The 24539-nt window shown below is 33.2% G+C and carries 22 protein-coding genes and 1 pseudogene; 16 read left to right on the forward strand and 7 right to left on the reverse strand.

The genetic code is table 11. The annotated features are described in order from the left end of the window. Positions 1-58: 58 nt before the first annotated feature. The 5 genes from LNP22_RS08225 to LNP22_RS08245 all read left to right on the forward strand — a co-directional run bounded on the left by LNP22_RS08225 (position 59) and on the right by LNP22_RS08245 (position 4929). The gene (locus LNP22_RS08225) at positions 59-1501 is read left to right on the forward strand and encodes a hypothetical protein (RefSeq protein WP_229976108.1); all 1443 of its coding nucleotides are present in this window, start codon (positions 59-61) and stop codon (positions 1499-1501) included. Between the two features lie 17 nt (positions 1502-1518). Beyond that, complete coding sequence (locus tag LNP22_RS08230; protein WP_229976109.1) at positions 1519-2310, forward strand: hypothetical protein; 792 nt, start codon at positions 1519-1521, stop codon at positions 2308-2310. Positions 2311-2548: 238 nt separating this feature from the next. Continuing rightward, positions 2549-3856, forward strand: a complete 1308-nt coding sequence (locus LNP22_RS08235; RefSeq protein WP_229976110.1) for a hypothetical protein — start codon at positions 2549-2551, stop codon at positions 3854-3856. Continuing rightward, positions 3847-4248, forward strand: a complete 402-nt coding sequence (locus tag LNP22_RS08240) for a hypothetical protein (RefSeq protein WP_229976111.1) — start codon at positions 3847-3849, stop codon at positions 4246-4248. The genes LNP22_RS08235 and LNP22_RS08240 overlap by 10 nt, the downstream gene beginning before the upstream one ends. Before the next feature lie 87 nt (positions 4249-4335). Then, positions 4336-4929, forward strand: coding sequence for a hypothetical protein (locus tag LNP22_RS08245; protein WP_229976112.1), 594 nt, complete (start codon positions 4336-4338; stop codon positions 4927-4929). On the opposite strand, the pseudogene LNP22_RS08250 reads toward LNP22_RS08245, so the two are convergent. Next, a pseudogene (locus LNP22_RS08250) lies at positions 4901-6096 on the reverse strand (IS256 family transposase). The gene LNP22_RS08245 and the pseudogene LNP22_RS08250 sit on opposite strands and share 29 nt — an antisense overlap. Before the next feature lie 734 nt (positions 6097-6830). Here LNP22_RS08250 and LNP22_RS08255 point away from each other — a divergent pair. Together LNP22_RS08255 and LNP22_RS08260 are read left to right on the forward strand one after the other, a co-directional pair. After that, positions 6831-7034 carry a hypothetical protein gene (locus tag LNP22_RS08255; RefSeq protein WP_229976113.1) on the forward strand — a complete coding sequence of 68 codons (204 nt, stop codon included), beginning with the start codon at positions 6831-6833 and terminating at the stop codon, positions 7032-7034. Next, on the forward strand, positions 7025-7417 hold the full coding sequence (locus tag LNP22_RS08260; RefSeq protein WP_229976114.1) for a hypothetical protein: 393 nt from the start codon (positions 7025-7027) through the stop codon (positions 7415-7417). The genes LNP22_RS08255 and LNP22_RS08260 overlap by 10 nt, the downstream gene beginning before the upstream one ends. A 213-nt stretch (positions 7418-7630) precedes the next feature. On the opposite strand, the gene LNP22_RS08265 is transcribed toward LNP22_RS08260, so the two are convergent. Continuing rightward, entirely contained in the window at positions 7631-8596 is a 966-nt protein-coding gene (locus LNP22_RS08265; RefSeq protein ID WP_229976115.1) for a GlxA family transcriptional regulator, read from the reverse strand. Positions 8597-8727: 131 nt separating this feature from the next. On the opposite strand from LNP22_RS08265, the gene LNP22_RS08270 reads away from it, so the two are divergent. The 6 genes from LNP22_RS08270 (at position 8728) to serB (ending at position 12812) form a co-directional block, all read left to right on the forward strand. Further along, positions 8728-9138 carry a VOC family protein gene (locus LNP22_RS08270; RefSeq protein WP_229976116.1) on the forward strand — a complete coding sequence of 137 codons (411 nt, stop codon included), beginning with the start codon at positions 8728-8730 and terminating at the stop codon, positions 9136-9138. Between the two features lie 27 nt (positions 9139-9165). Further along, positions 9166-9975, forward strand: coding sequence for a DUF1801 domain-containing protein (locus tag LNP22_RS08275; RefSeq protein ID WP_229976117.1), 810 nt, complete (start codon positions 9166-9168; stop codon positions 9973-9975). Positions 9976-9999: 24 nt separating this feature from the next. Continuing rightward, complete coding sequence (locus LNP22_RS08280) at positions 10000-10404, forward strand: SRPBCC family protein (protein WP_229976118.1); 405 nt, start codon at positions 10000-10002, stop codon at positions 10402-10404. A 108-nt stretch (positions 10405-10512) separates the two neighbouring features. Continuing rightward, on the forward strand, positions 10513-10950 hold the full coding sequence (locus LNP22_RS08285; RefSeq protein WP_229976119.1) for an SRPBCC family protein: 438 nt from the start codon (positions 10513-10515) through the stop codon (positions 10948-10950). 33 nt (positions 10951-10983) lie between these two features. After that, positions 10984-11424 carry a VOC family protein gene (locus LNP22_RS08290; RefSeq protein ID WP_229976120.1) on the forward strand — a complete coding sequence of 147 codons (441 nt, stop codon included), beginning with the start codon at positions 10984-10986 and terminating at the stop codon, positions 11422-11424. Between the two features lie 158 nt (positions 11425-11582). Continuing rightward, on the forward strand, positions 11583-12812 hold the full coding sequence (gene serB, locus LNP22_RS08295; RefSeq protein ID WP_229976121.1) for a phosphoserine phosphatase SerB: 1230 nt from the start codon (positions 11583-11585) through the stop codon (positions 12810-12812). Positions 12813-13351: 539 nt separating this feature from the next. On the opposite strand, the gene LNP22_RS08300 is transcribed toward serB, so the two are convergent. Beyond that, entirely contained in the window at positions 13352-14860 is a 1509-nt protein-coding gene (locus LNP22_RS08300) for a GH3 auxin-responsive promoter family protein (protein WP_229976122.1), read from the reverse strand. Between the two features lie 238 nt (positions 14861-15098). Between LNP22_RS08300 and LNP22_RS08305 the strand changes: the two genes are divergently transcribed. Together LNP22_RS08305 and LNP22_RS08310 are read left to right on the forward strand one after the other, a co-directional pair. Further along, positions 15099-15893 carry a DUF2797 domain-containing protein gene (locus LNP22_RS08305; protein WP_229976123.1) on the forward strand — a complete coding sequence of 265 codons (795 nt, stop codon included), beginning with the start codon at positions 15099-15101 and terminating at the stop codon, positions 15891-15893. A 254-nt stretch (positions 15894-16147) separates the two neighbouring features. Next, positions 16148-17227, forward strand: coding sequence for a glycosyltransferase family 9 protein (locus tag LNP22_RS08310; RefSeq protein ID WP_229976124.1), 1080 nt, complete (start codon positions 16148-16150; stop codon positions 17225-17227). Between the two features lie 126 nt (positions 17228-17353). Here LNP22_RS08310 and LNP22_RS08315 read toward each other — a convergent pair whose 3' ends face one another. Beyond that, positions 17354-19948 carry an AsmA-like C-terminal region-containing protein gene (locus LNP22_RS08315; protein ID WP_229976125.1) on the reverse strand — a complete coding sequence of 865 codons (2595 nt, stop codon included), beginning with the start codon at positions 19946-19948 and terminating at the stop codon, positions 17354-17356. A 177-nt stretch (positions 19949-20125) separates the two neighbouring features. Further along, positions 20126-21883, reverse strand: a complete 1758-nt coding sequence (gene sppA, locus LNP22_RS08320; RefSeq protein ID WP_229976126.1) for a signal peptide peptidase SppA — start codon at positions 21881-21883, stop codon at positions 20126-20128. Positions 21884-22194: 311 nt separating this feature from the next. On the opposite strand from sppA, the gene folK reads away from it, so the two are divergent. Continuing rightward, positions 22195-23328: a 2-amino-4-hydroxy-6-hydroxymethyldihydropteridine diphosphokinase gene (gene folK, locus LNP22_RS08325; protein WP_229976127.1), complete on the forward strand. Its 1134-nt coding sequence runs from the start codon at positions 22195-22197 to the stop codon at positions 23326-23328. A gap of 44 nt (positions 23329-23372) precedes the next feature. Here folK and LNP22_RS08330 read toward each other — a convergent pair whose 3' ends face one another. After that, entirely contained in the window at positions 23373-23909 is a 537-nt protein-coding gene (locus LNP22_RS08330; RefSeq protein WP_229976128.1) for an RNA methyltransferase, read from the reverse strand. A gap of 75 nt (positions 23910-23984) precedes the next feature. Further along, a complete protein-coding gene (locus LNP22_RS08335; RefSeq protein WP_229976129.1) occupies positions 23985-24407 on the reverse strand; it encodes a DUF1573 domain-containing protein in 423 nt (140 codons plus the stop codon). Between the last annotated feature and the right edge of the window lie 132 nt (positions 24408-24539).

A 24539-nucleotide genomic window follows, 5' to 3' on the forward strand; every position in this document is an offset into this window, starting at 1 on the left:
TAAATTATTTTATCAAGATTAAATTGATATATTTGAAATTGTAATAATTAATATTACTATGAGCCAGATTTTAAAGTATGCAATTTGTTTTTTAGTATCACTCTTTATACTTTCTTGTAATAATGAAGAGGTAGCAAATAAAAATACAAGTGTCAATCTAAGTCAAGTCAAAAAAGATTTATATTTTAATAAATTTTCTAACGTAAATATTGCTGAAAATCTAGCGGTAGATTGGGAAACTATAAAGGAAACACAGATAGGGAATTTTAAAATTGCTGAGATTCAAGTTCATGAAAAAAGAGCAAGTACGCTGGAATCTAATTTTCTGGACAATCATATAAAATACCAGATTGCGACAATCGAGTCAGAAGGACGATTAAATACTTATTTTATAGAAGCCTATACCAATAAAGGGAGCACTATTTATCCCGAAAGTATTACTAAACTGAATGATTTTACAGGTACTTTAAATGTATTTCTTTTAAATGGTCAAAATTTGGGCTCGGTAGCACTATATAACGGAAGAGCCCGAAATATTTCAGAGAATGATACTCTGAATGTTTTGGCAGAAAGTATTAATGCCTTTGTGACTAGATCTGATAGCGCAAATAAAATACCCCAGTGCGGAGGAAATTATACGGTATTTATTGATCAAACTATTTCTCGCTTCGATGTCTGGACTGTTGGAGAAAAAATAGTGGCAATTAATTATCTTGGTACTACAACAACAAGGACAAGTAGTATTATGCCTTTTCCGTGTGATGGCGTTTATGATAAAAATGATATCTTAAATCAAAGATTAGAATCGTATAATTTTAAAGCTAGTTCGGGAGGCACTAATGGAGAAATTGCTGCACCTCAAATTTTTAATGAGCTAACAGGGAAAGCAAAATGCTTAAATGATTTACTCACTAAAAATGGAAATTCTTTTGTGCAAAAAATATTAGTTAATTTTGAAGGCAAATCAACTTTTAATGTTAAACTTGTTTCCAAAGACAAAGTGATTTCCGAAAAAACTGGTTTGGAAATTAACGGGCAAACTCTACCTCCGAAAGATAATTTAATAGTTATAGAAATCAGTACATCTAAAGCAAATGAAAATTCTGCTTTAGATGTTGTTAGGACTATTTTACACGAGTATATCCATGCTGATCTACATAGTAAAACCTTTACCGAATATTATAAAGGAGAAACGGGTTTCAAATTAGTGTCCGAAATGTATGCAAATCAACATGCCCAAATGGCTTCAGTATATCTAAATAGCATGAAGCAAGCTTTAAAAGAGTTTCATAAAACAATACTTATAGATGATTATAATAAATATATTGCCTATTATGGAGAAGTTCCTAGTGATGCTTTTTATGAAGCTTTAGCATGGGGTGGGCTTAGAGATAATGATGTTAATACTTGGACCGATTTGCCAGCTGATAAAAAAACATCAATAATAAATCTTGCCAATAGAGCTGCCATGCTAAGCAGAATAACCCCTTGTGCTAATTAATATTTAAATATCTAACTATGAATAAATCTATTTTTTTAATAATATATTTCTTTTCTTTGACGATCATGAAAGCTCAAGAAAGAGATAAAGACACCCTTTTTTTTAATATAGACAAATATTATACGATATCACCTACTATTACTTCAAATCTTACAAACAAAACTTATTTAGAAATTGTCGAATTCCAAAAACAGTTAATGACTAATACCAAGACGAATGGATATGTCTATTTTATAGGAGATGGAATTTTAACTAAAGGATTAAAACCTAAAAAAGTTTTATCTATTAAAGATTATGTTGAAAATAGAAAATTTTATCTCGATGGAAAATATAATAAAATAATAGATGATGGAAAATTGAAAGATTCACTAACAGATAAATATAAAATATTTTTCATCAATGGGGATGAATTTATTAGTCCCAGAGTATTAGAATATTATTCATATTATCCAATAAGAGAAGGTGATAAAGTTATTCAAAATAAAATAAAAGACACACTCTTTTTTAAGCTAGATAATGATTATGTATATGAATCAAAATATGCACCTAAAGTTTATTTAGTTAACGAGAATATTGAAAGTAGTGAAGTTTTTTCTTTGAGAGAATTAGAAATAATAAAAAGTTTGAAATCAAAAAAAATACTTTCTCTTCGAGATTACGTAAAATCGTCAAGATTTTATAATGAAAATCGAACAACAAAATTAAATAAAATTTATTTTATGAAATATCTTCAAGATTATGTTATCTTCTTAGTTAACAACAAAAATGAATATATAAAAGTAGAACCCTCAGTTGTAATTGAAGACTAAGAGTAACAATTTACTAATACCAAGTTTTACAAGAGAGACAGAGTACATGTCGCAACTTTAAGTAAAAATTTACTAAAAAGAATGGAAATTGCTTCGTAATTAGCAATTAGAACTATAATTAGAAGAACCTGTTCCTTTATTGGAGCAGGCTTAGTTACTGTAATAAAACTTTTCTTACTTTAAATTATTTTATCAAGAATAAATTGATATATTTGGACCAATAATAATTAATATTAGTATGAGCCAGATTTTAAAGTATGCAATTTGTTTTTTAGTATCACTCTTTATACTTTCTTGTAATAACGAAGAGCTAGCAAATAAAAATACAAGTGTCAATCTAAGTCAAGCCAAAAAAGATTTAGATTTTAATAAATTTTCTAACGTAAATATTGCTGAAAATCTAGCGGTAGATTGGGAAACTATAAAGGAAACACAGATAGGAAATTTTAAAATTGCTGAGATTCAAGTTCATGAAAAAAGAGCAAGTACGCTGGAATCTAATTTTCTGGAGAACCATATAAAATACCAGATTGCGACAATCGAGTCACAAGGAAAATTATATTCTTATTTTTTAGAAGTATATACTAATAAAGGGAGTAATGCTTATCCCGAAACCATTACAAAACTAAATGATTTTACAGGAACATTAAATGTATTTCTTTTAAATGGTGTAAATTTAGGATCAGTAGCTATATATAACGGAAGAGCTAAAAATATTTCAGAAAACGATCATCTTAATGTCTTGACTGAAAGCATTAATGTATTTATGACCAAATCTGGTGCTACCAATAAAATGCCGCAATGCGGAGGAAATTATACGGTAATTATCGATCAAACTACATCACGTTTTGATATTTGGTCAGTTGGAAATGAAATTATATTAATTAAATACTTGGGTGATACAACAACAAGGACAACTAGTATTATGCCTTACCCTTGTGATGGCGTTTATGATAAAGAAGATATATTAAATCAAAGATTAGAATTTTATAATTATAAAGAAGGTAGTGGAGGTGGAAATAATCCTGGAATAAACTTAATGCCTCCTCCACCAGACATACCAATTTCAGATATTATAAAATTCTTAAGTTGCTTAAACACATCTGCAAACGCGAACCTAACTGTATTTGCAGAAAGAATAAATATTTTAGATAAAAATGTAGGTCATGCATTTATTTCTATTTCACAAGGTGATAATACAATGGTCTTTGGGTATTATCCACAAAATGGAAATGTAAAATCGATAACTGGACCAGGCACAATGGGCGAAAATGGGGGACATTATTATGATGTTTCTGCAAAGATGGAAATCACTGGACAAAAGTTGCAACAAATTATTAACTTATCACAAAAATATCAAAATGACACCTACGATTTAGGTTTTAATAATTGTTCAGATTTTGCAACAGAAGTATTAGAAATAACAGGAGTTTCTACTACAGGTTATATGGATACTCCGAATACTGTAGCAGATATATTATTAAAGTTACCTAACCACACATCTAACGCAAATTATGCACCAAAAACCAAAAGAACATGTCAATAACTATCAAAATTTTAAAAATTATTGCGATCATTTCATTTTTAATTATACCAGGTCTTGATGAAAATGGAACTCCAAATTTAGCCTTTATGATGCTTTGTTTGTATCAATTTTTTTATGACATATGTAATGCTTCTACAGTAATATTTTGGGAAGGATTTATTATAATACCTATAATAGCTGCTTTAATTGTCTTCTTTATTAGTAAAAGTTATAAAATTTTGTTTTTTTGCTTTTTAGTTTTGTTAATACCATTGACATATGCAAGCGGCTTAATAACGAACTATTCCAGAATCAATTTTTGGTTTTTATTTACGTTTCTACTTTTTATACTATCATCAATAGGGGTGATAATATTAGCTCAAAAGACAACTGTAAAAAGAATCACTGACTAAGATTCTATTATTAAAAAAATTATTGAATCCCAAACTTTCCCATATTGATGGTTTCATGACGACCATCTTAAAAAATACGGAGAAAATTTGGGATTAGTAGCAATATATAATGGACGAGCCAGAAATATTTCCAAAAATGATGATTTGAATGTTTTGACAGAAAGTATTAATGCCTTTGTGACTAGATCTGATAGCGCAAATAAAATACCCCAGTGCGGAGGAAATTATACGGTATTTATTGATCAAACTATTTCTCGCTTTGATGTCTGGACTGTTGGAGAAAAAATAGTGGCAATTAATTATCTTGGTACTACGACAACAAGAACAACTACTATTATGCCTTTTCCGTGTGATGGTGTATATGATAAAAATGATATCTTAAATCAAAGATTAGAACTATACACGTATAAAGATGGTTCCAATGGAGTTCCAAATGCCTCTAACATTTCTCCTCCTAGTTGTGAAAGTTTTAGTTTTGTTAGAAAAAATGGAGCAAATTGGCAAGAAGCTTTGGTGAAAAATGTTAGCTTTAGAATTATTTTATTAACCCCTCCTAACCATATTGAAATAACACAGATAATCAGCTACCCCCAACCAAGACACTGTCCTAAAAAGTGTGTAAGTTTAAAAATAATGGGGTTTGACTTTTTAATTAAAGTTGAACCCTTTTTTCAAATATAGTTAAGAACTGATTGAGTATTAATCCCCAATTATGGATTGGCATTGTCCATTTTTTGGTAGCTTCTCTTAAAGCCAAATATACAGATTTTAAAACTGCTTCATCGGTTGGGAATGATAATTTATTTTTGGTGTATTTTCTAATCTTACCGTTTAGATTTTCGATTAGATTAGTGGTATAAATTATTTTTCTAATCTCAACGGGGAAGTCAAAGAATACGGTAAGCTCTTCCCAATTGTCTTGCCATGATTTTACAGCATATAGATATTTACTATTCCATTTATTAGCAAAATCTTCAAGAGAAGCCCTGGCAGCCTGTTTGGTTGGAGCATCATAAATCTGCTTCATATCTTTAGAGAATTCCTTCTTATCTTTCCACACTACATAACGCGCTGAGTTGCGTATTTGGTGCACTACACAGATTTGAGTCTGTGATTCAGGAAATACATTTTTAATGGTTTGAGTAAAGCCGTTTAGGTTATCTGTAGCAGTAATTAATATATCTTCAACACCTCTGGCTTTTAAATCGGTTAAAACTCCCAACCAAAAACTGGAACTTTCATTCTTGCCCAGCCACATACCTAAAACTTCTTTTTTCCATCTCGATTCAGGCCTACAGCTAAATAAATAGTTTTGTTAATGACCTTAGAGTTTTCTCGAACTTTAAATACAATCCCGTCCATCCAAACAATTAAATAAACAGCTTCTAGTGGGCGATTTTGCCAAGCTATTACATCATTAGAAACAGATTCAGTAATTCTAGAAATAGTGGAGGTTGAGATATCAAATTTATAGACTTCTCTTATTTGTTCTTCAATATCACTAACGGTCATTCCTTTGGCATAAAGAGAAATAATTACATTCTCTAATCCATCAACCATATTTTGACGTTTTGGAATAATCATGGGATTAAAAGAAGATTCTCTGTCCCTTGGAACCTGAATGTCTGATTCTCCAAATGAAGTTTTTATCTTCTTATTGGAAAAACCATTACGAGAATTAGTTGAAGGCGTCTTTTCGTGTTTCTCATATCCTAGATGAGAATCTAACTCTCCTGATAAAATAGCTTCTATCCCTCGTTTTTGTAATTGAGCAAGAAAACCATTTAGGTCTTCGCCTGTTTTGAATTGTTTTAAAAATTCATCTGATAATAAATCTTCTTTTTTCATAAGACTGTGTAAAAGTTAAAGTTAAAAAAAAATGATGGGTGATTTTAAACCCCATCATTTTTTAACTTACACAGTTAGTGAGACACTACCTTTATTTTTGTGAGAATCTGCATTCTGTCGTTTGTCTACCTTTACTTTAATCAATATTTTTATACAATAAACTTGTACGATACTTATTATCTTATAAGTTCTTTCTTTTTTGTAATACATGTCCTTATTATCGCGACTATTTTTTATTTAATAAAAACTTTAATACCAAATTCATTTCTAAAAATAAGAAGAATAACAAGTAACTATTTAGTTTTCGCTACAATCTGTGTTTTGTCATTTATCTATTTTTACATTTTTGAAAATTTTTATATACTTCGTTTTAAGGGGAATTTTTATTTTGTAAATTACTACTATTTTGTTTTATCACTTTTGATAATTGGCACTATTTTTTATTACATAAAATACAGACAAATAAAAAATTATTAAGCTGCTTAAACACATCTCCAAATGTAAACTTAACTGTTTTTGCAGAAAGAACTAATTTAATAAATGGTAACGTAGGTCATGCTTTTATATCTATTTCGCAAGGTGATAATGTAATGTTTTATGGATTTTATCCAGAAAATGGATTTGATAAATCATTTTCTGGGCAAGGAATAATGGGTGAAAATGGTGGACATGCTTATGATGTGTAAGGAAGCATAGGGCAAATTTCTCCACAACAATTGCAGAAAATTATTTCTTTGTCAGAAAAATATCAAAGTAGTTGGTACGATTTAAATGCTAATAATTGTTCAGATTTTGCAACTGATGTATTGAATGCTGTGGGAGTTGTTAGTGATAATTGGATCGACACTCCAGCAACAGTTTCAAACATATTACAAAAATTACCAAATCACACTTCTAACTCAAATTATGCACCAAAAACCAAAAGAACATGTCCTTAACTATTAAGATTTTAAAAATTATAGCGATAATTTCATTTTTAATGCTACCAGGACTTCATGAAAATGGAGTTCCACATTTTGGCTTTTTATTATTCTGTTTACTCCAATTTATTACTGATCTATTTAGTAATTCAACTTCGATATTTTGGCAAGGATTTCTTGTAGTACCTATATTAGTTACTTTAGCTATTTTTTTTATTAGTAAAAATTATAAAATTTTGTTTTTTTGCTTTTTAATTTTGTTAATTTCATCAATGTTTACAACTGGATTAATAGCCAATTATGAAAGAATTAATTTTTTGTTTCTTTTTGTTTTTTTAATTTTTATATTATCATCAATAGGTGTGATTGCATTAGTTAAAAAAAGAATAGTTGAAAAATAAGAGAGCCGAAGTTAGTATTGCTTTTAGGATTTTTTGTCTTTTATTGAAACGTCTTCCTACTTTTCTCTTAGTTTTACAAATCATGAAAACTAAATGTTCTCTTTAGCCCTGATCGTAACGGCATCCTATTGTTGCGGGGTTCGCAACAATAGATACAGTGAAGAGCAGGAGGGGTCGTACTACTGAAAACCAGGTGATGTGCTCCTAAAAAAATTACTGCACCCTGAACTTATCCCGATATTCAATGGGTTTCATTCCGACCATTTTATAAAAAACCTTTCGGAATGCTTTTGGGTCAGTGTAACCTATTTTTTCGATGATCTCAGAAATCGAAAGATGGGTTTGTTCGAGATATTTTTTAGAACTTTCTACGCGTATATTTTGTAAATATTCAATAGGAGGAATTCCGGTAACTTGCTTAAATCGTCGGGTCATGTTTCGGGTACTGGCGGGAATGTCTTTGGTAATTTCCTCCAGTTTTTCAATAGTGCTGTATTGATTTTCGATTTTTTGCTGCAGCATGGCTACCAGATTGTCGTTGTGCAAATGATTGGGTCTAAAAGTACTGAAATAGCTTTGCTTGTAGCGGTTTAAATCAATAGAGAAAATCTTTGCAATCTGAACGGCAATTCCGTTTCCGCAATATTTCTGAACCAGCAAAATCAGTAAATGAAACGTTGAGGTCGAGCCGCCACTGGTATATAAACTTCCATCTGCCGTTAATGTTTCTTCCGATTTTAATTTTACTAACGGAAAAGCTTTTGTAAAGGCACTACAGGCATCAACATGTGTAGTAGCGAGTTTCTCGTTAAGTAGTCCAGAAGCGGCAAACAAAAAAGCGCCAGTACAAAAACTCGCCAGTTCTGCTCCAGACCGATGTTGCTTTTGTAACCAAGGAATAAACATTTTATTCTTGGCAATCATCTCACTCATATTGTCGGTGGTAAAAGCGGGAATCAAAATGAGGTCTAAATTTATATCTGAATCCTGAATGGACTGCACTTCATATCCAAAGAGTTGTTTTTGACTAATTTGCTCAGCCGATTGAAAAGTCATTATTTCAAAAGGCTTTTCGTTTTCGTTATGTAGTTTATTAGCCGTTTCAAAAACCTCTAAAATGGCTGCAATACTCAATAATTTATAGTCGTGCGGAATAATTAAACCTACTTTCTTACTCATGATTTTAGTTTTTAGAATGTAACGAAGATATAAATTTTGTCTTAAATGACCCTAAAGTTGACTTTTTATGTAGTTTAATGTCGGTTTTGAAATTTTAAATTTGTCTTGAATAATTTGTAATTTTATTAAAAATGGCAACAAAAATTTTCCTGAACCTTCCTTTTAAAGATTTAAATCGGTCAATTGCATTTTTTACCCAATTAGGATTTTCGTTCAATCCAAAATTTACTAACGAAAAAGGCACTTGTTTGGTTATTGGCGAAAACAGTAATGTAATGCTTTTGGTTGAAGAGTTTTACAAAACCTTTACTAAAAAGGAAATTTGTAATACCGCTACCACAAGCGAAGTTATTATTTCGATAGCTGTTGAAACTCGCGAACAAGTAGATGAAATGATCGAAAAAGTTATCAAGGCCGGTGGTTCAGAATACATGAAAGTGCAGGATTATGGCTGGATGTATCATCGCACTTTTCTGGATATGGATGGTCATCATTGGGAGGTTTTCTTTATGGATGAAACTCAGATGCCACAGATGAATTAGTGTTTTTTTAAACAAGAAATTTAAAGTATGATAACTGTACAAACTACTGTAAATGCCCAGATTGATATAGTTTGGGAATACTGGACAATTCCGGAACATATTCAGAAATGGAATAATCCCACTGATGATTGGCATACGCCATACATAGAGAACGATTTGAGGCCAGAAGGGAAATTCAAATACACGATGGCTACCAAAGATAAAAGGATCTCTTTTGATTATGAAGGGATTTATACTAAAGTCGAACATCTTTCTCTTATAACATACAAACTTCACGACAACAGAATAGGGAGTATTCGCTTTGAAAGCCAAAAGGATCAGGTAAAAATCACAGAAATATTTGAACCCAATAAAGAAAATCCTGAAAGTGAGCAAGAGCAATTTTGCCAGGGAGTTATTGATAATTTCAAAAAGTATGTTGAAGCAAGTTCGCTAACACAACAAATCACTAAAAGTGGCGAAGTAACTGAATTTCTAGACCAACTTAACCATCCGCTTAGAGAAGAAATAGAGGAATTAAGAAAGATCATTTTAGCATCAAATAAAAAGTTGACTGAAAATATAAAATGGAATGCACCAAATTATTGCTTTGAAAAAGATGACCGAATTACAATGAAGATAAAGCCTGTAAGCACTCAAATTCAATTGATTTTTCATAGAGGAGCAAAAAAGCAAGAACAGCCGAAGGGCAAATTGATTGCCAATAACAGTAAAATGTTAGTCTGGAAAGAAAATGACAGAGCCATCATCACTTTTAAAAACAGTCAGGACATTGAAAGTGGAAAAGCAGCGCTAGAAAAAATTATAAACGAATGGATAAATGCCACGAAAAAATAAATAAATCTTTTAAATAGAAATAATATGATTACAATAAAAACAACGATTAATGCACCAATAGAAAAGGTTTGGCAGTTCTGGACATTGCCAGAACATATTACAAAATGGAGTTTTGCTTCTCCCGACTGGCATAGTCAATATGCAGAAAATGATTTGAGGGTTGGAGGAAAATTCACCACCAACATGGCTGCTAAAGATGGCAGTATGAGTTTTGACTTTGAGGGAGAATATACGTTGGTAAAACAAAACGAAGCCATTCAGTATAGAATAGACGACGGAAGAAAAGTTGAAATTACCTTTAAAGAGACTCCAGATGGAGTAGAAATAATAGAGCGATTTGATCCTGAAACCGAAAATTCGGAAGAAATGCAACGCTCAGGATGGCAGTCTATTTTGGATAATTTTAAAAACTACGTTGAGAATAATTAGTTTTTTAAAGAGGTAATGAATTTTTAGAGCTAAACTTAAATTGTATTATAGGGCATCGCTGGAACATATTATTCATGGATTTTGATAAAATACCTAAATAAATTAGATATGGAAACATTAGATTTTACAATTAGAATCAAGGCCACAGTAGAAAAAGTCTGGTCAGTTTTATGGGAGGATGAGACCTACAAAAAATGGACAACATCTTTTTGCGAAGGATCTTACGCAGTGAGCGATTGGAATGAAGGCAATACAATATATTTCATGTCTCCAGACGGAAGAGGAATGTATAGTATTATAGAAACGAAAAACCATAATGAGTACATGGCTTTTAAGCATATTGGCGAAATCAAAGATTTTAAAGAACTGCCAATCGATGAAGAGACCAAAAAATGGAGTGGTGCAAGAGAAACCTATCGATTGATTCCTGATGGCGAGTTTACTGTTTTGATAGCGCAGGTGGATGTGGTAGAAAAATACATGGACTATTTTAAAGAAGCTTTTCCAAAAGGATTAGAAATAGTAAAACAACTTTCAGAAGCGTAAAAAACAATTCAAAAACTAAAAAAATATCAAATCATGGCAACAACAGTAAACCCTTATTTAATTTTTAACGGAAAATGCGAAGAAGCATTTCTATTTTACAAATCAGTTTTTGGAGGAGAATTTCCGTATATCGGTAAATTCAAAGACGCACCAGCAGAAGAAGGAGATGAAGCACTTTCTGAGGAAGATTCAAACAGAATTATGCACGTTTCGCTGCCTGTCGGAAATACAATTTTAATGGGCAGTGACAGTCATCCAAAATTTGGAGAAGTAGGTTTTGGAGATAATTTTTCAGTTTCTATCAATACCGAAAGTACCGATGAAGCAGACAGAATTTTCAACGGACTTTCAGCTGGAGGTAAAGTCGAAATGCCGATGAATAAAACGTTCTGGGGTGCTTATTTCGGAATGTTTAAAGACAAATTCGGAATCAACTGGATGGTTAATTTCGATGAAAACGAGCCCAACCAATAATCTAAAAGTTATGTTATTCTAATACAGAAACATAATTGTTAAATTAATTCAAAAAGTACATCTTTAGGTGCTTTTTGTTTACAAAAAAACAAAGGATATACTTTTTTATCAACAATAGATTGTCGATTTTTGTCGCTTCAAAAATCAATACAGCTAAAATGGCGATAGAAGATAAAGAGATTATTTTACTAAAAGTTTCAGGTCACGACAAACCAGGGGTAACTGCGGGTTTAACATCCGTATTGGCAACGTATGACGCTATTATTTTAGATATCGGTCAGGCCGATATTCATGACACACTTTCGTTGGGAATTTTGTTCGAAATTCAGGCTGGCTCTACTTCAGGACCAGTCTTAAAAGACCTGTTGTTTAAGGCGTACGAACTAGAAATTAAAGTAAAATTTATTCCAGTTTCTATTGATGATTACGAAAAGTGGGTAAAATCGCAGTCGACACAACGCTATATTATAACCGTTTTGGGCGAAAAATTAGCCGCTTCACAACTGGCTGGCGTAACCAAAATAGTATCAGATCAGAACCTGAATATTAACTCTATTATACGATTAACCGGCAGAACTTCTGTGGTAGAAATCGAGCAATATCCACGTTCCTGCATACAATTATCGGTAACAGGAAATATTGTAGACAAGATCGCCATGACGGCAAGTTTTATGGAAATTTCCAGAACTTTAGACGTCGATATTTCTTTTCAGGAAGACAATATTTACCGCAGAAACAGACGTTTGGTTTGTTTTGACATGGATTCTACCCTAATTCAGGCAGAAGTAATTGACGAACTTGCCGAGCTGCATGGAGTAGGCGAGCAGGTAAAAGCAATTACGGAAGCGGCAATGAATGGCGAAATTGATTTTAACGAAAGTTTCAAAAAACGCATGGCCCTGCTAGAAGGTCTTAGCGAAGACGTGTTGCAAACCGTTGCCGAAAATCTTCCTATTACAAAAGGCGCACACCGCTTGATGAAAGCCTTAAAATATTACGGCTATAAAACTGCCATTTTATCGGGAGGATTCACCTATTTTGGACACTATTTGCAAAAAGAGCTGGGCATCGATTATGTGCATGCCAACCAACTTGAAATTAAAGATGGCAAACTAACTGGCAAATATTTGGGCGACATCGTAGACGGCCTTAAAAAAGCCGAACACCTAAAAGCAATTGCCGAAAAAGAAGGCATTCACATCAATCAAACCATTGCCGTTGGTGACGGCGCCAACGATTTGCCAATGCTCAATTTAGCAGGTCTCGGCATCGCTTTTCACGCCAAACCAAAAGTAAAAGAAAACGCTGCAAGCTCGATCTCTAGCCTCGGTCTCGATGGCGTTTTGTACCTATTGGGCTACCACGACCGATACATCGACATGATGTAAAGGCATTAAATAATACAAATTACGTCATGCTGAGAGACGAAGAATCTCCGCAAGTAGCTTGACAATCAAATACAAAAACCTTAGATCGTTTTAGGTCTAAGGTTTTTTTATGGGCATGCCCCGCAGAAAAAGCGGGTCGGGCTATCCGTTACAATCTTTTGTGCCGAACCCCGGCACAAAAGGATTTTCACTCCTATCCCTCATGCGATCTCGTATTCATAACACCATTTTTTGTTCAACACGCCAAATTTCACATCACAAACGTGAAATTTCACATCACAGACGTAAAACTTCACGTCAAAGACGCCAAATTTCACATCACGGACGTAAAACTTCACGTCAAAGACGCCAAATTTCACATCACAGACGTGAAACTTCACATCGCTGACGCCAAATTTGGCCTATAAATCTGTTGAGATAAAGAGTTATTGAAAAGGGTTAGCAGTTTTGCTACAGCACAAAAGAATACAATACTGTGCTATGCCTTTTTAGTCTCTTACGTTAGTTTTTTAAATAATACAGTTAGTGGAGTTGTATGCCTACATCTCCTTCAACTGCTCCAAATAATCTCTTTGGTTCGAGAGTCTCGGAATTTTGTGTTGTCCGCCTAGTTTGTCTCTTTCCTTTAGCCAATCATAAAATAAATTTTCGCGCGCCACATTAATCACCAAAGGGTTTAGCGTCATATTGTTGTAGCGTTTGGCTTCGTAATCAGAGTTTAAGGTTTGCAAAGTTTCATCCAATACTTTCTGGAAAAGCCCAACATCAGCTGGTTTTTTCTTAAATTCGATCATCCATTCGTGAGCGCCTTTTTCTTTGTCTTGCATAAAAATAGGGGCAACGGTATAATCAATCACTTCGGTTTGGGTAATTTCGCAGGTTTTGGCGATCGCCTGATCGGTATTTTCGACCATTAATTCTTCTCCAAACACATTAATATGATGTTTGGTTCTGCCTGTAACCCTGATTCTGTAAGGGTTTAAAGATGTAAAACGTATCGTGTCGCCTATCAAATAACGCCACAATCCAGAATTGGTTGTAATCACAATCGCGTAGTTTTTATTGAGCTCTACATCGGCCAGACGCACTATCTTTTGGTTTGGAGTTTCAAAAGTATCCATCGAAATAAATTCGTAGAAAATCCCGTAATCCAGCATCAGCAATAAATCACAGGAGTTATTAAGGTCCTGAATGGCAAAAAAACCTTCAGAGGCATTATAAATTTCGTAGTATCTGAAATCTTTGCTTGGTAATATTTTTTTGTATTGTTCTTTGTACGGAGAAAAACTCACACCACCATGAAAATAAACTTCCAAATTGGGCCAGAGTTCCAATAAGTTGCTTTTGCCTGTATTTTCTAGCACCTTATTCATAAGCACAAGCATCCAGGATGGAACACCCGCAAAACTGGTCACATTTTCATTTTTCGTTTCATTGATAATCGCCGCAATTTTTGATTCCCATTCGGTCATCAACGAAGTCTTATTACTCGGAGTACTGCTAAATTCGGCCCAAATAGGCATGTTTTCAATCAGAATTGCAGATAAATCGCCAAAGAAAGTATTGTTGTTCTCGTAAATTTGAGAGCTTCCGCCCAAGCGAAGACTTTTGCCTAAAAACAATTCCGAATCTTCGTTATTATTCAAATACAAACAAAGCAAATCTTTGCTGCCTTTATAATGGCAATCTTCCAGAGCCTCATTACTTACAGGTATAAATTTACTTTTGGCATTGGTGGTTCCGCTGGATTTGGCAAACCATTTTATCGGAGTTTCCCAAATTACATTTTGCTCACCCTGACGCGTACGCTCGATCAAAGGTTGCAATTCTTCGTAAGTGGCAATAGGTACTCTTTCGGCAAAGGTGGCATACGATTTAATTGAAGAAAATTCATATTGTTTTCCAAATATGGTGTGTTCAGCAGACTGCACTAAATTATGCAGCAGCTCTTCCTGAACTTCATTAGGATATTTTAGAAAAAGCTCTATTTGATGAATTCGTTGTTTGAGAACCCAAGATGCAAATGAGTTGATTATAGATAAAGGCATGGATTATTATAAATTTTAGATTTTAGATTTCTGATTCAATTATAGGTAGTAAAGCCAGAAATTTAAAATTTGAATATCGATATACAAATACTAACTTTGTGATTGTATCAAAAATAGTATTTTTTTACAAAAAACAATTTAATTTTAGTAAAGATTCCAATTCAAAAGCGAAATTAATTCTTATAAATTCAAGGCAGGAAGAAGAATCTAAAATTCATATTCAACAATTTAAAATCAGATGACATACCAAGGCGTACTTACAAAAATGCAAACCGAAATTGGCGATCCTATTCAATATTACCTTGTTTTCGAAGATAGTTTTTTGAATATGAATCAGTTATTGAGTAAGGAAATCGAAATAAATTTTGTGGGTTACCAATGCCTAAATTGCAATAAAAAGAAAAAAATATTCAGACAAGGTTTTTGCTACGATTGTTTTTATTCAAGCCCGGCGGTAGGCGACTGGATTATGAGACCCGAATTAAGTACTGCACATTTGGGTATTGCAGATCGAGATTTGGTTTACGAAGAAAAAGTGCAACTGCAGCCCCATGTGGTATATTTGGCTTCGTCAAGCGAAATAAAAGTAGGTGTAACGCGCAAAACACAAGTGCCCACTCGATGGATTGATCAGGGAGCCACTCAGGCAATTGCAATCGTTGAGGTGCCAAACCGCTACTTGGCAGGAATTACCGAGGTAGCACTCAAGGAGCATTATGCAGATAAAACCAATTGGAGAAAAATGCTTCAGAATACCGCTGAAACTTTTGATTTATTGGAAGAAAAAGCAAAAGTAGAACGCTTGATCCCGTCAGAAGTTCAGGAATATTTTTATGCCCAAAAAGAGGATGTATACCAATTGCATTATCCGGTTTTAAACTATCCTAGTAAAGTGGCGAGTTTAAATTTAGACAAAACACCTTCTTTTCAGGGAAAACTGGTAGGTATTAAAGGGCAATATTTAATTTTTGAAAATGGTACCGTTTTTAATATTCGTGGTTCCGAAGGATATATTGTGACGATCAACATCTAGTTTTATCAGTAAATGGTCGTCTGTTTACTTCTAACGGTCTAATATTTTTTGGGTTACGATGATAATTATCGTATTTTTAACTTTTCAATAATAAGAAAATGTAAATATTGATACATTTGATTACAATTTTGTAATAATTGCTTGTTAGAAGAATTTAATTTTAGAAAAAAAAAGAGTCTAGCTTTGTGTAGGTTAAATTTTATTTTTTTTAAATTTAAAAAGAGAGTATATAATTCTTTAAAATCGTTTAACAGATGAGTGTTTTAGGCAAAATAAATCATTTTAGAAGAGGTGTAATGCGCAATCTGACCAAGAATATTGGGAAATCAAAATTGGATGGAAGTATTTTTTTGGTCGATAAAAACGACGTTAAAAGAGTCTTGATTTGCAGACCTAACGGGCGATTAGGAAACCTTCTTTTGATTACGCCTCTTGTTCAGGAAGTAAGCGAAATGTTTCCAAATTGTAAAATAGATTTGTTTGTTAAGGGAACATTAGCACCTATTATATTTGAAAATTATGATCATGTTGCCAAAACAATTCACTTGCCTAAAAAACCTTTTAAAAGTTTAGGAGAATATTTTAGTGTTTGGATTTCATTAAAAAGACAAAAATACGATGTGGCAATAAATGTAGATCAAAACTCTTCATCCGGAAGACTGGCCACACAATTTTCTAATGCCAAATACAAATTTTACGGTGATTTGATCAATGAAGAAGAATCTCCTAAAAGTGATTATGATCATATTGCAAAATATCCAGTGTATAATTTCAGAAACTACCTGTCAAAATTAGGACTTAAAACGAGTAATAAGATAATTGCTCCTTTAGATCTAAAATTAAGTACCTCTGAGCTATTAGAAGGAAAAAAGTTGCTCGCTAGTATGACAGACGAATCTAAAAAGACCATTTGTATTTTTACTTATGCCACAGGTACTAAATGTTTCTCGGAGAATTGGTGGGAGGATTTTTATGCAGCATTAAAAAAAGAATACAATACTTATAATATCATAGAAATTTTACCTGTCGAAAATGTATCGCAAATTGCTTTTCAGGCGCCCACATTTTATAGTAAAGATATTCGTGAGATAGGCAGTGTTATTGCAAATGCCGACTTGTTTATTGGCGCAGATAGCGGGATCATGCATCTGGCAAGCGCAGTTCATACGCCTACAGTAGGATTGTTTTCAGTATCCAATCTTAAAAAATACGAGCCGTATGATAATTGCAGCATCGGAATTGATACCAATACAGTTCTTCTGGAAGATTATTTTAAAATTATCGATTCTATTTTGAATAACGGCAAATTAAAATACTATTCTAAAGCAGTATAGAAAGTAGATCATTCATGGAAATACGAAAGAATAATTAAAAAACTATCAAATTATCTTTTCAGCTAATACTTAAAAAAGAAAGGCCAATCAAATTTGATTGGCCTTTTACTTTTAATCCTGCTTATTTTATTTCTTCTTCTTAAACAGTCCGTTTAGTAAGTCCCCAGCTTTTTTGGTTACTTCCTCGGTCTTTTTTTCTTTTTCTGTTGCCGCACCTTTTGTGGTGTCTTTGGTTTTGGTGTTTTTATTGATCAAGTCTGTCAGGGCTGAGGTGCCTTTTTGAGTCAGCTTTTGTTTTTGCTGATTAGCGACCTGACTGGCCAAACTGCTAACCGCACTCTTCATGTCTGTACTAATTTTTGGAGTCGAAAAATTACCTGTAATCAATGCGTTTACTGGAATGTTTTCTAGTTTCGCAGCATCGGCAGGTGACATTTTAGCAATAAAAGCATTTGCTTCAGATCCTAAATATTTGGCTGGAACATCCAGTTTTAAATTGTAATTCATCGTCTGATCAAAACCGTGAGTTCCTCCAATGGTTGCTTTAATATCTTGGTATTTGATGTCAAATGGTTTTACGTTTACTTTTCCGTTATCAAAAGTCAAAGCCATTTTCAGGTCGTTAAGATTCAATTTATTCACGTCAAGAAATTTGATATTCGATCCTAAAGCACTCAACAAGGTAGAATTTTTAGCATTTACAGTCGTTGAAAGCAATTGCCCAAGTAAATCTCCAGAAATCGATTTTAAGTCGGGAGTTAACTCCTTAGCATCTAAATTTCCATTTAGTTTTATAGTCGAATTTAATTTTCCATTAATGATTCCTGCTATCGGAGCGATTTTTTTCATCATATCCAATTGCGTAAAAGTTTGTGCAATATCTACTTGATTAAATCCTAAACTCATGTCAAAAGTCGGTACTTTAGTTTTGGTAGAAACAGCTCCGTTCAAACCAATTGTTCCTCCAAAAATAGAAGTTTTAAAGTTTTCTAAGGTTGCTTTTTCATCTTTTATAAGCAATCTTCCCGATACATCTTTTAGCTTTAAATTATCATATAAAACAGTAGTAGCTTTAGCATTTAAAGTACAGTTTAAAAAAGCCGGAATTTTCATGGCTTCTGTAGGCTTGGCCTCTGTTTTTTCGGTTGCTGGTTCTCCGGTAGTCATAAAATCGTCCACCGCCAATTGGTTAGAACTCATATTAAAGTTACCTTTTAGCTCTTGTTTTTTAAACATAAAACCATAGAAATTTTCTAATACCCCATTGATGGCAATATCACTTTTTCCTGTAGTAGCATTAAATTTCTTTAAATTAATTTTTGCAGGATCAAATGCAACTTCAGCAATGCTGATGTTCATCGATTTGTTGTTTTCATCGGTGTATTTAAAGCCGGACAAACTCATTGTTCCCGCATTTTTGATGTTTTCATATTGGCTTTTTTCTACCGAAGCCATGTCAAATTCTGTTGTAACATCTGCCTTCAAAATACCTGCCAACGGTTTGTCCATTTTTATTGGGTAAGCTTTAGAAAGGTTAGCCAAATTGATCGTCCCTTTTAGAGCTGCTTTTACGTAAGGATTAACCGTAATGTTTTTAACATTCGCTTTGGCGCTAAAAACATCCTGATCAATTTTAAACGAAAGTTTATCCAAATTAACATAAGTATCATTTAGGATTCCTGTTTCGTTAATGATTTTAGTGTCAATTACAATATTCTCAACCGATTTTGGTAAGTTCGGATATTGAAAAGAGGCATTATGTGAAGCAATCGCAATATTAAATTTAGGAACCGTTGTATCTGTCAATTGTCCTTTTGCAAAACCAACAATTGTAAAATCACCAGTGGTTTTTACCCCATCTAAACTTGAGGCATAGGCCGAAGGAATCAAACCTAAGAAGTTGGTAAACGATGAAGTTGGCGTTTTAAATTTCAAATCATAAACCTGACCTGCTTCTACCATCTGAATAAAACCATCAAATTCTAGCGGCAACTGATTTATCAAGGCTTTGTTCTCTTTAAAAGTATATTTGCTTTGCTCTAAATCTATTCCTAAAACGGCATCCAGAGTCAATGCTATTTTTTTCATATAATTGACTTTGTCCATGTCCAGCGAAACTTTTGCTGTCGTTTTGGTATTCAGGTCTAATTTGGAATTGGTAAAATCACCAGTTCCTTCGTGGTTAAGGCTGTCAATTACCATTTTTATCTTAGAACTTTCATCAAAATACCTAAAAGTAAAATTCTCAATTTTATAATTTTGAATTTTTAATGAAAGAGGTTTGCTTTCTTCTTCTTTCGCTGTTTTTTCTTGGTCTTTTAGCGCAATATCAAAGTTTCCAACACCATCTTTATTAAAGATAATATTGATCAAACCCTTTTCGGAGGTAATTCCCTGAATATTTAAAGGCTCTTCTTTTCCTTTGAAAAGCTCTTTAATACTCATCTTTAAATTCAATTCGCCTAATGAAACCAAAGTATCACCTTCAAAAGGAGCTTTGTTTATAATGGCTAATTTTTCGATAGAAACAGTTGCATTTGGAAAGTTCTTGAACAAACTTAGATCAGCATCTGCAAAACTTACTTTGGCATCGACACTTTCGTTAATGGCTTCTGTAATTTTTGCTTTTATTTCATCCTTGAAAAAATATGGAATAGCAAGTAAAGCAGCAATAAGCACCACTATGACGATTCCGGCGATTTTTAAAACTTTTTTAAACATAATTTATATTGGATTTTGGGGTTTTAAATGGATACTAATGCATACAAAAATAACTTTTTTTACGGGAGTTCCAAGATAAAATTTTCACAAAAAAGTAAGAAATATTTTATTTTTGTTAAATAAAAAAAATCCGTTTGAATTGATACTCAAACGGATTATAAATGATTTTATGTTATTTTACTGAATTTTTAGTCCAAATGGCATCATGGCCTGAACGCCTTTTTTGTTTTGATACCTCTTTATTTGCTCTATCAAAATATAATTTTCTTCGCCAATTTCTTCTTTTATAAATGCTTCTTTAGATTTTGCAAAAGACAAATTAGACAAAAGATCATCTAAGTTTTTCTCGTATTCAGGATAATTTTGTGTACTATAGTTTTTGATTTTTGCTATTTTTGCAGCTTCTGCAATGGCATCATTTAATCCTCCAATTTTATCTACCAATCCTATCTTTAAGGCTTCAGAACCTGACCAAACTCTTCCTTGCGCTATGGCATCTACTTGTGCAAAAGTCATTTTTCGGCCTTCAGCTACATGCATTACAAAAGTCTTATAAATGTTTTCAACTCCTTCTAGTGTAAAGGCTTTAAACTTTTCATCAACAGGCACAAAAGGGCTGTAATTTGCTGCGTTTTCATGTGTTTTTACTTGTTCCGTATTAACGCCTAATTTAGTAGCCAGTGAAGTAAAGTTGGGCAATACTCCAAAAACCCCTATAGAACCCGTTATAGTATTGTTTTCTGCAAAAATTTTGTTGGCATTACAAGCAATATAATACCCACCAGAGGCAGCGTAGTTACCCATAGAAACCACTACTGGTTTGATTTTTTTGGTAATTTCAATTTCTCTCCAGATCAAGTCTGAAGTCAGAGCGCTTCCGCCTGGACTATCAATTCTCAGCACAATTGCTTTTACGTCTTCATTTTTTCTGGCTTCCTGCAATGAGCGACGCATTGCACCTTCTCCGATCACGGTTACATCTCCTTCGCCACTTTCAATTTCGCCTTGAGCGTAAATAATCGCAATTTGATCGCTTGAAATATCCGTTAAAGCAGTTGTTACATTATTTTGAGTATAATCTGAGATCGAAATTTTATTGTAATCGTCATCTCCTGTCACTTTTAAAGCTTTTTTGATGTCATTATGATACACATCTTCATAAGCTACGATATCTACCAAATGTTGTGCTTTTGCCATTTCGGGCGTTCTAGCTAACAATCCGTTGGCGATTTCGTTAAGTTTTGGTAGCGGAATATTACGACTTTTTGCAATATCGCTGGCAACAGTACTCCAAAGTGAGTTGAGAAGTGCCGTAATTTGTTCTCTATTGGCATCGCTCATTTTATTTTCTAAGAAAGGTTCTACCGCACTTTTGTATTTTCCGTGGCGAATAACTTCCATGTGAATACCTGATTTTTCTTGAAAATCTTTAAAAAACATCACTTCAGAAGAAAGTCCTTTAAAGTCTAAATCTCCCGCCGGATTCAGATAAATAGTGTTGGCAACGGAGTTTAAATAATACTCTTTTTGGGAATAAGTATTGGCATACGCCCAAACAAATTTGCCCGATTTTTTGAAGCTTTCCAAAGCATTTCTCAAGTCTTTATATTGCGCTAAGCCTAATGATGATTGGTCATTTAGAATTGATATTCCTTTTATTTTTTCATCTTTTTTTGCGGCTTCGATAGCATTGATTACATCGGTTACACCAACTCCTTTTTGGCCGGAGAAAACCGTTACCCAAGGATCTTTGTATTTTCCGGCATAGTCATTTTGAATGTTCTTTAAATCCAGTTCTATCACAGAATCTGCTTTAACAGAGACTTTATCATCTCCTCCAAAAATTGCTCCTATAAGGACTATACCAAAAAAGGATAACATAATAAAAACAAAAATGCCAATAACTGTGGCGATTATATTTCCAAGAAATTTCATAAATATATTTTTTTAATAAGTATCAAAAAAGGTTGGTTCGTTACAAATATAATCTAAAAATGTTGAAATTTTTAACCGTAAAAAACAAGTCATTATTTCGAACCATACATGTTATTTGAATGTGAATGACTAATTCGAGACAAGAACTATTCTCTTGAAAATAAAGTTAGTAGTGCGGATAATTTGTATAAAAGTATATTTTTTGGTCTGATAAAAACAACTTGCTCGATGGTCTTCTTGTGTTGATACATCACTATCTCAGTAAATAATACGATCAATTCTAAAATAGTTTTAGTTAATTTGCATTAATTATGAAATCACAGCATCAGGTCGTTTTATCAATAGGCAGCAATCAGGGAAATCGGTTAGAAAACATCCAAACGTGTATCAATTTGATACATCAGGGAGTGGGAACTGTAATTAAGGTTTCTAAGCTTTACGAAACACCAGCCTGGGGTTTTGAGAGTGATGCATTTTATAATTGTGCGTTGGTTGTACATAGTTATGCATCGGCACAAAAAATATTGAGTCAGGTTCTGAAAATTGAAAAGCAACTGGGCAGAATTCGTTCGGGCGAACAAGGTTACCAATCTAGAATTATTGATGTTGATTTGATTGCTTTTGATGACGAAATTATAGAATCGGAGAAATTAAAAGTGCCGCATCCTTTGATGCAAAATCGAAATTTTGTTTTGCTGCCCATGCAGGATTTAAAATTGGATTGGAAACATCCTATTTTTCAAAAAACAGTCTCCGAGTTGATTGCTATCACACCAGACGATAGTAGTTGCAGTGTGGTGCAGAATTTGAAAGACCCGCTAAAGGAAATTCCGTTAGAAACCTTCAATTATATTGCTTTTGAAGGCAATATTGGTGCGGGAAAAACGACTTTGGCACACAAAATCGCCGAAGATTTTAATGCTAAAACCGTTTTAGAACGTTTTGCAGATAATCCTTTTTTACCCAAATTTTATAAAGACCAAAACCGATATGCTTTTCCGCTCGAAATGTCTTTTTTGGCCGATCGTTATCAGCAGTTATCAGATGATTTGGCGCAATTTGATTTGTTTAAGGATTTTATTGTAGCCGATTATCATATTTTCAAATCCTTAATTTTTGCTAAAATCACACTGGCAGAAGACGAATATCGTTTGTACCGCAACTTATTTGATATTATTTATAAAGAAATGCCAAAGCCAGATTTGTACATTTATTTGTATCAAAATACAGAGCGATTATTGCAAAATATTAAAAAACGAGGACGCCATTATGAGCAAAATATAGCAGCCGATTATTTAGATAAAATCAATAACGGCTATTTAGAATACATTAAATCCCAAACCGACTTGAATGTACTGATCATTGATGTTTCAGATCGTGATTTTGTAAAAAAACACGAGGATTATCTTTTTATTTTGGAGGAAATTCAAAAGGTAATTGGCTGATATGACGATTAGATAATTTTTTGAATTATCCAATTAACACATTCTTATTTAGGCCAACTGAGTTTTTGAAACAAATCCCAAACTACAATTCCGGCACTTACAGCAATATTTAGAGAATGTTTGGTGCCCAATTGTGGAATTTCGATACAACCATCACAAAGAGCAACGGCTTCCTGTGCCACTCCATAGACTTCATTTCCGAAAACAAGAGCGTACTTTTGGTTTTTCTCGACAGTAAAATCCTGAAGAAAAACCGAGCTTTCGACTTGTTCAATGGCTAGTGTGATAACGTTTTCTTTTTTAAGATTTTCAATAACCTCCAAAACATTTTCGTGGTGTTCCCAAGCAACAGTTTCGGTGGCGCCAAGAGCAGTTTTATGAATTTCTTTGTTTGGAGGCGTAGCCGTGATCCCGCACAAGATTATTTTTTCGATTAAAAAAGCATCAGCAGTTCTAAAAACAGAACCAATATTATGCAAACTGCGAATGTCGTCTAATACTAAAATTAGAGGTGTTTTTGTCGATTTTTTAAAATCCTCAACCGACTTTCGGTCCAGTTCACTGTTTTCAAGTTTTCTCATGGGGTTGCATTCAAGTCATAAAAAAAAGCTTCCAAAGATAAGGAAGCTTTTCGGTTTTTTTATAGCGCTTTCAGATTAGCTTTTCACTGGATCTGGTAAAACAGTACCTTTAATGGTCAATATTTTTGTTGGTTGACCTTGGGCATTTGAAGTTACAGTTACTGTTTTTGTAAAAGCACCCACTCTGTCAGTAGCATATTTTACACCAATAATACCTTTTGCTCCTGGAGCGATTGGTTCTTTTGGAGTTGTTGGTACTGTACAGCCACAAGATCCTTGCGTGTTAGTAATAATTAATGGTTTAGTTCCATTGTTTACAAAAACAAATTCACGTTTACCATCAGCATTGTGAGCAATAGTTCCGTAATCGATAGTTTCTGTTTCAAAAGCCATTCCAGCTCCTTCAACTTTAGCAACTTTAGTTTTTTTAGTAGCTTGAGCATTAGCAGTGGTTACTCCTAATACTGCTATCATAGCAAATAAAATTATTTTTTTCATCTTTTAGAATCTTTATTTTAATTAACAACAAAGCTATGTAAAATTCTTAAATATGAACTTAAATTTTCCTTAAAAATTTTAATTTTTGAAGCAGTTTATTATTCCTTCAAAATAGCATAAATTCGCTATCTG

This window comes from Flavobacterium flavipigmentatum, from assembly GCF_020911905.1.
Taxonomy (GTDB): Bacteria; Bacteroidota; Bacteroidia; order Flavobacteriales; family Flavobacteriaceae; genus Flavobacterium; species Flavobacterium flavipigmentatum.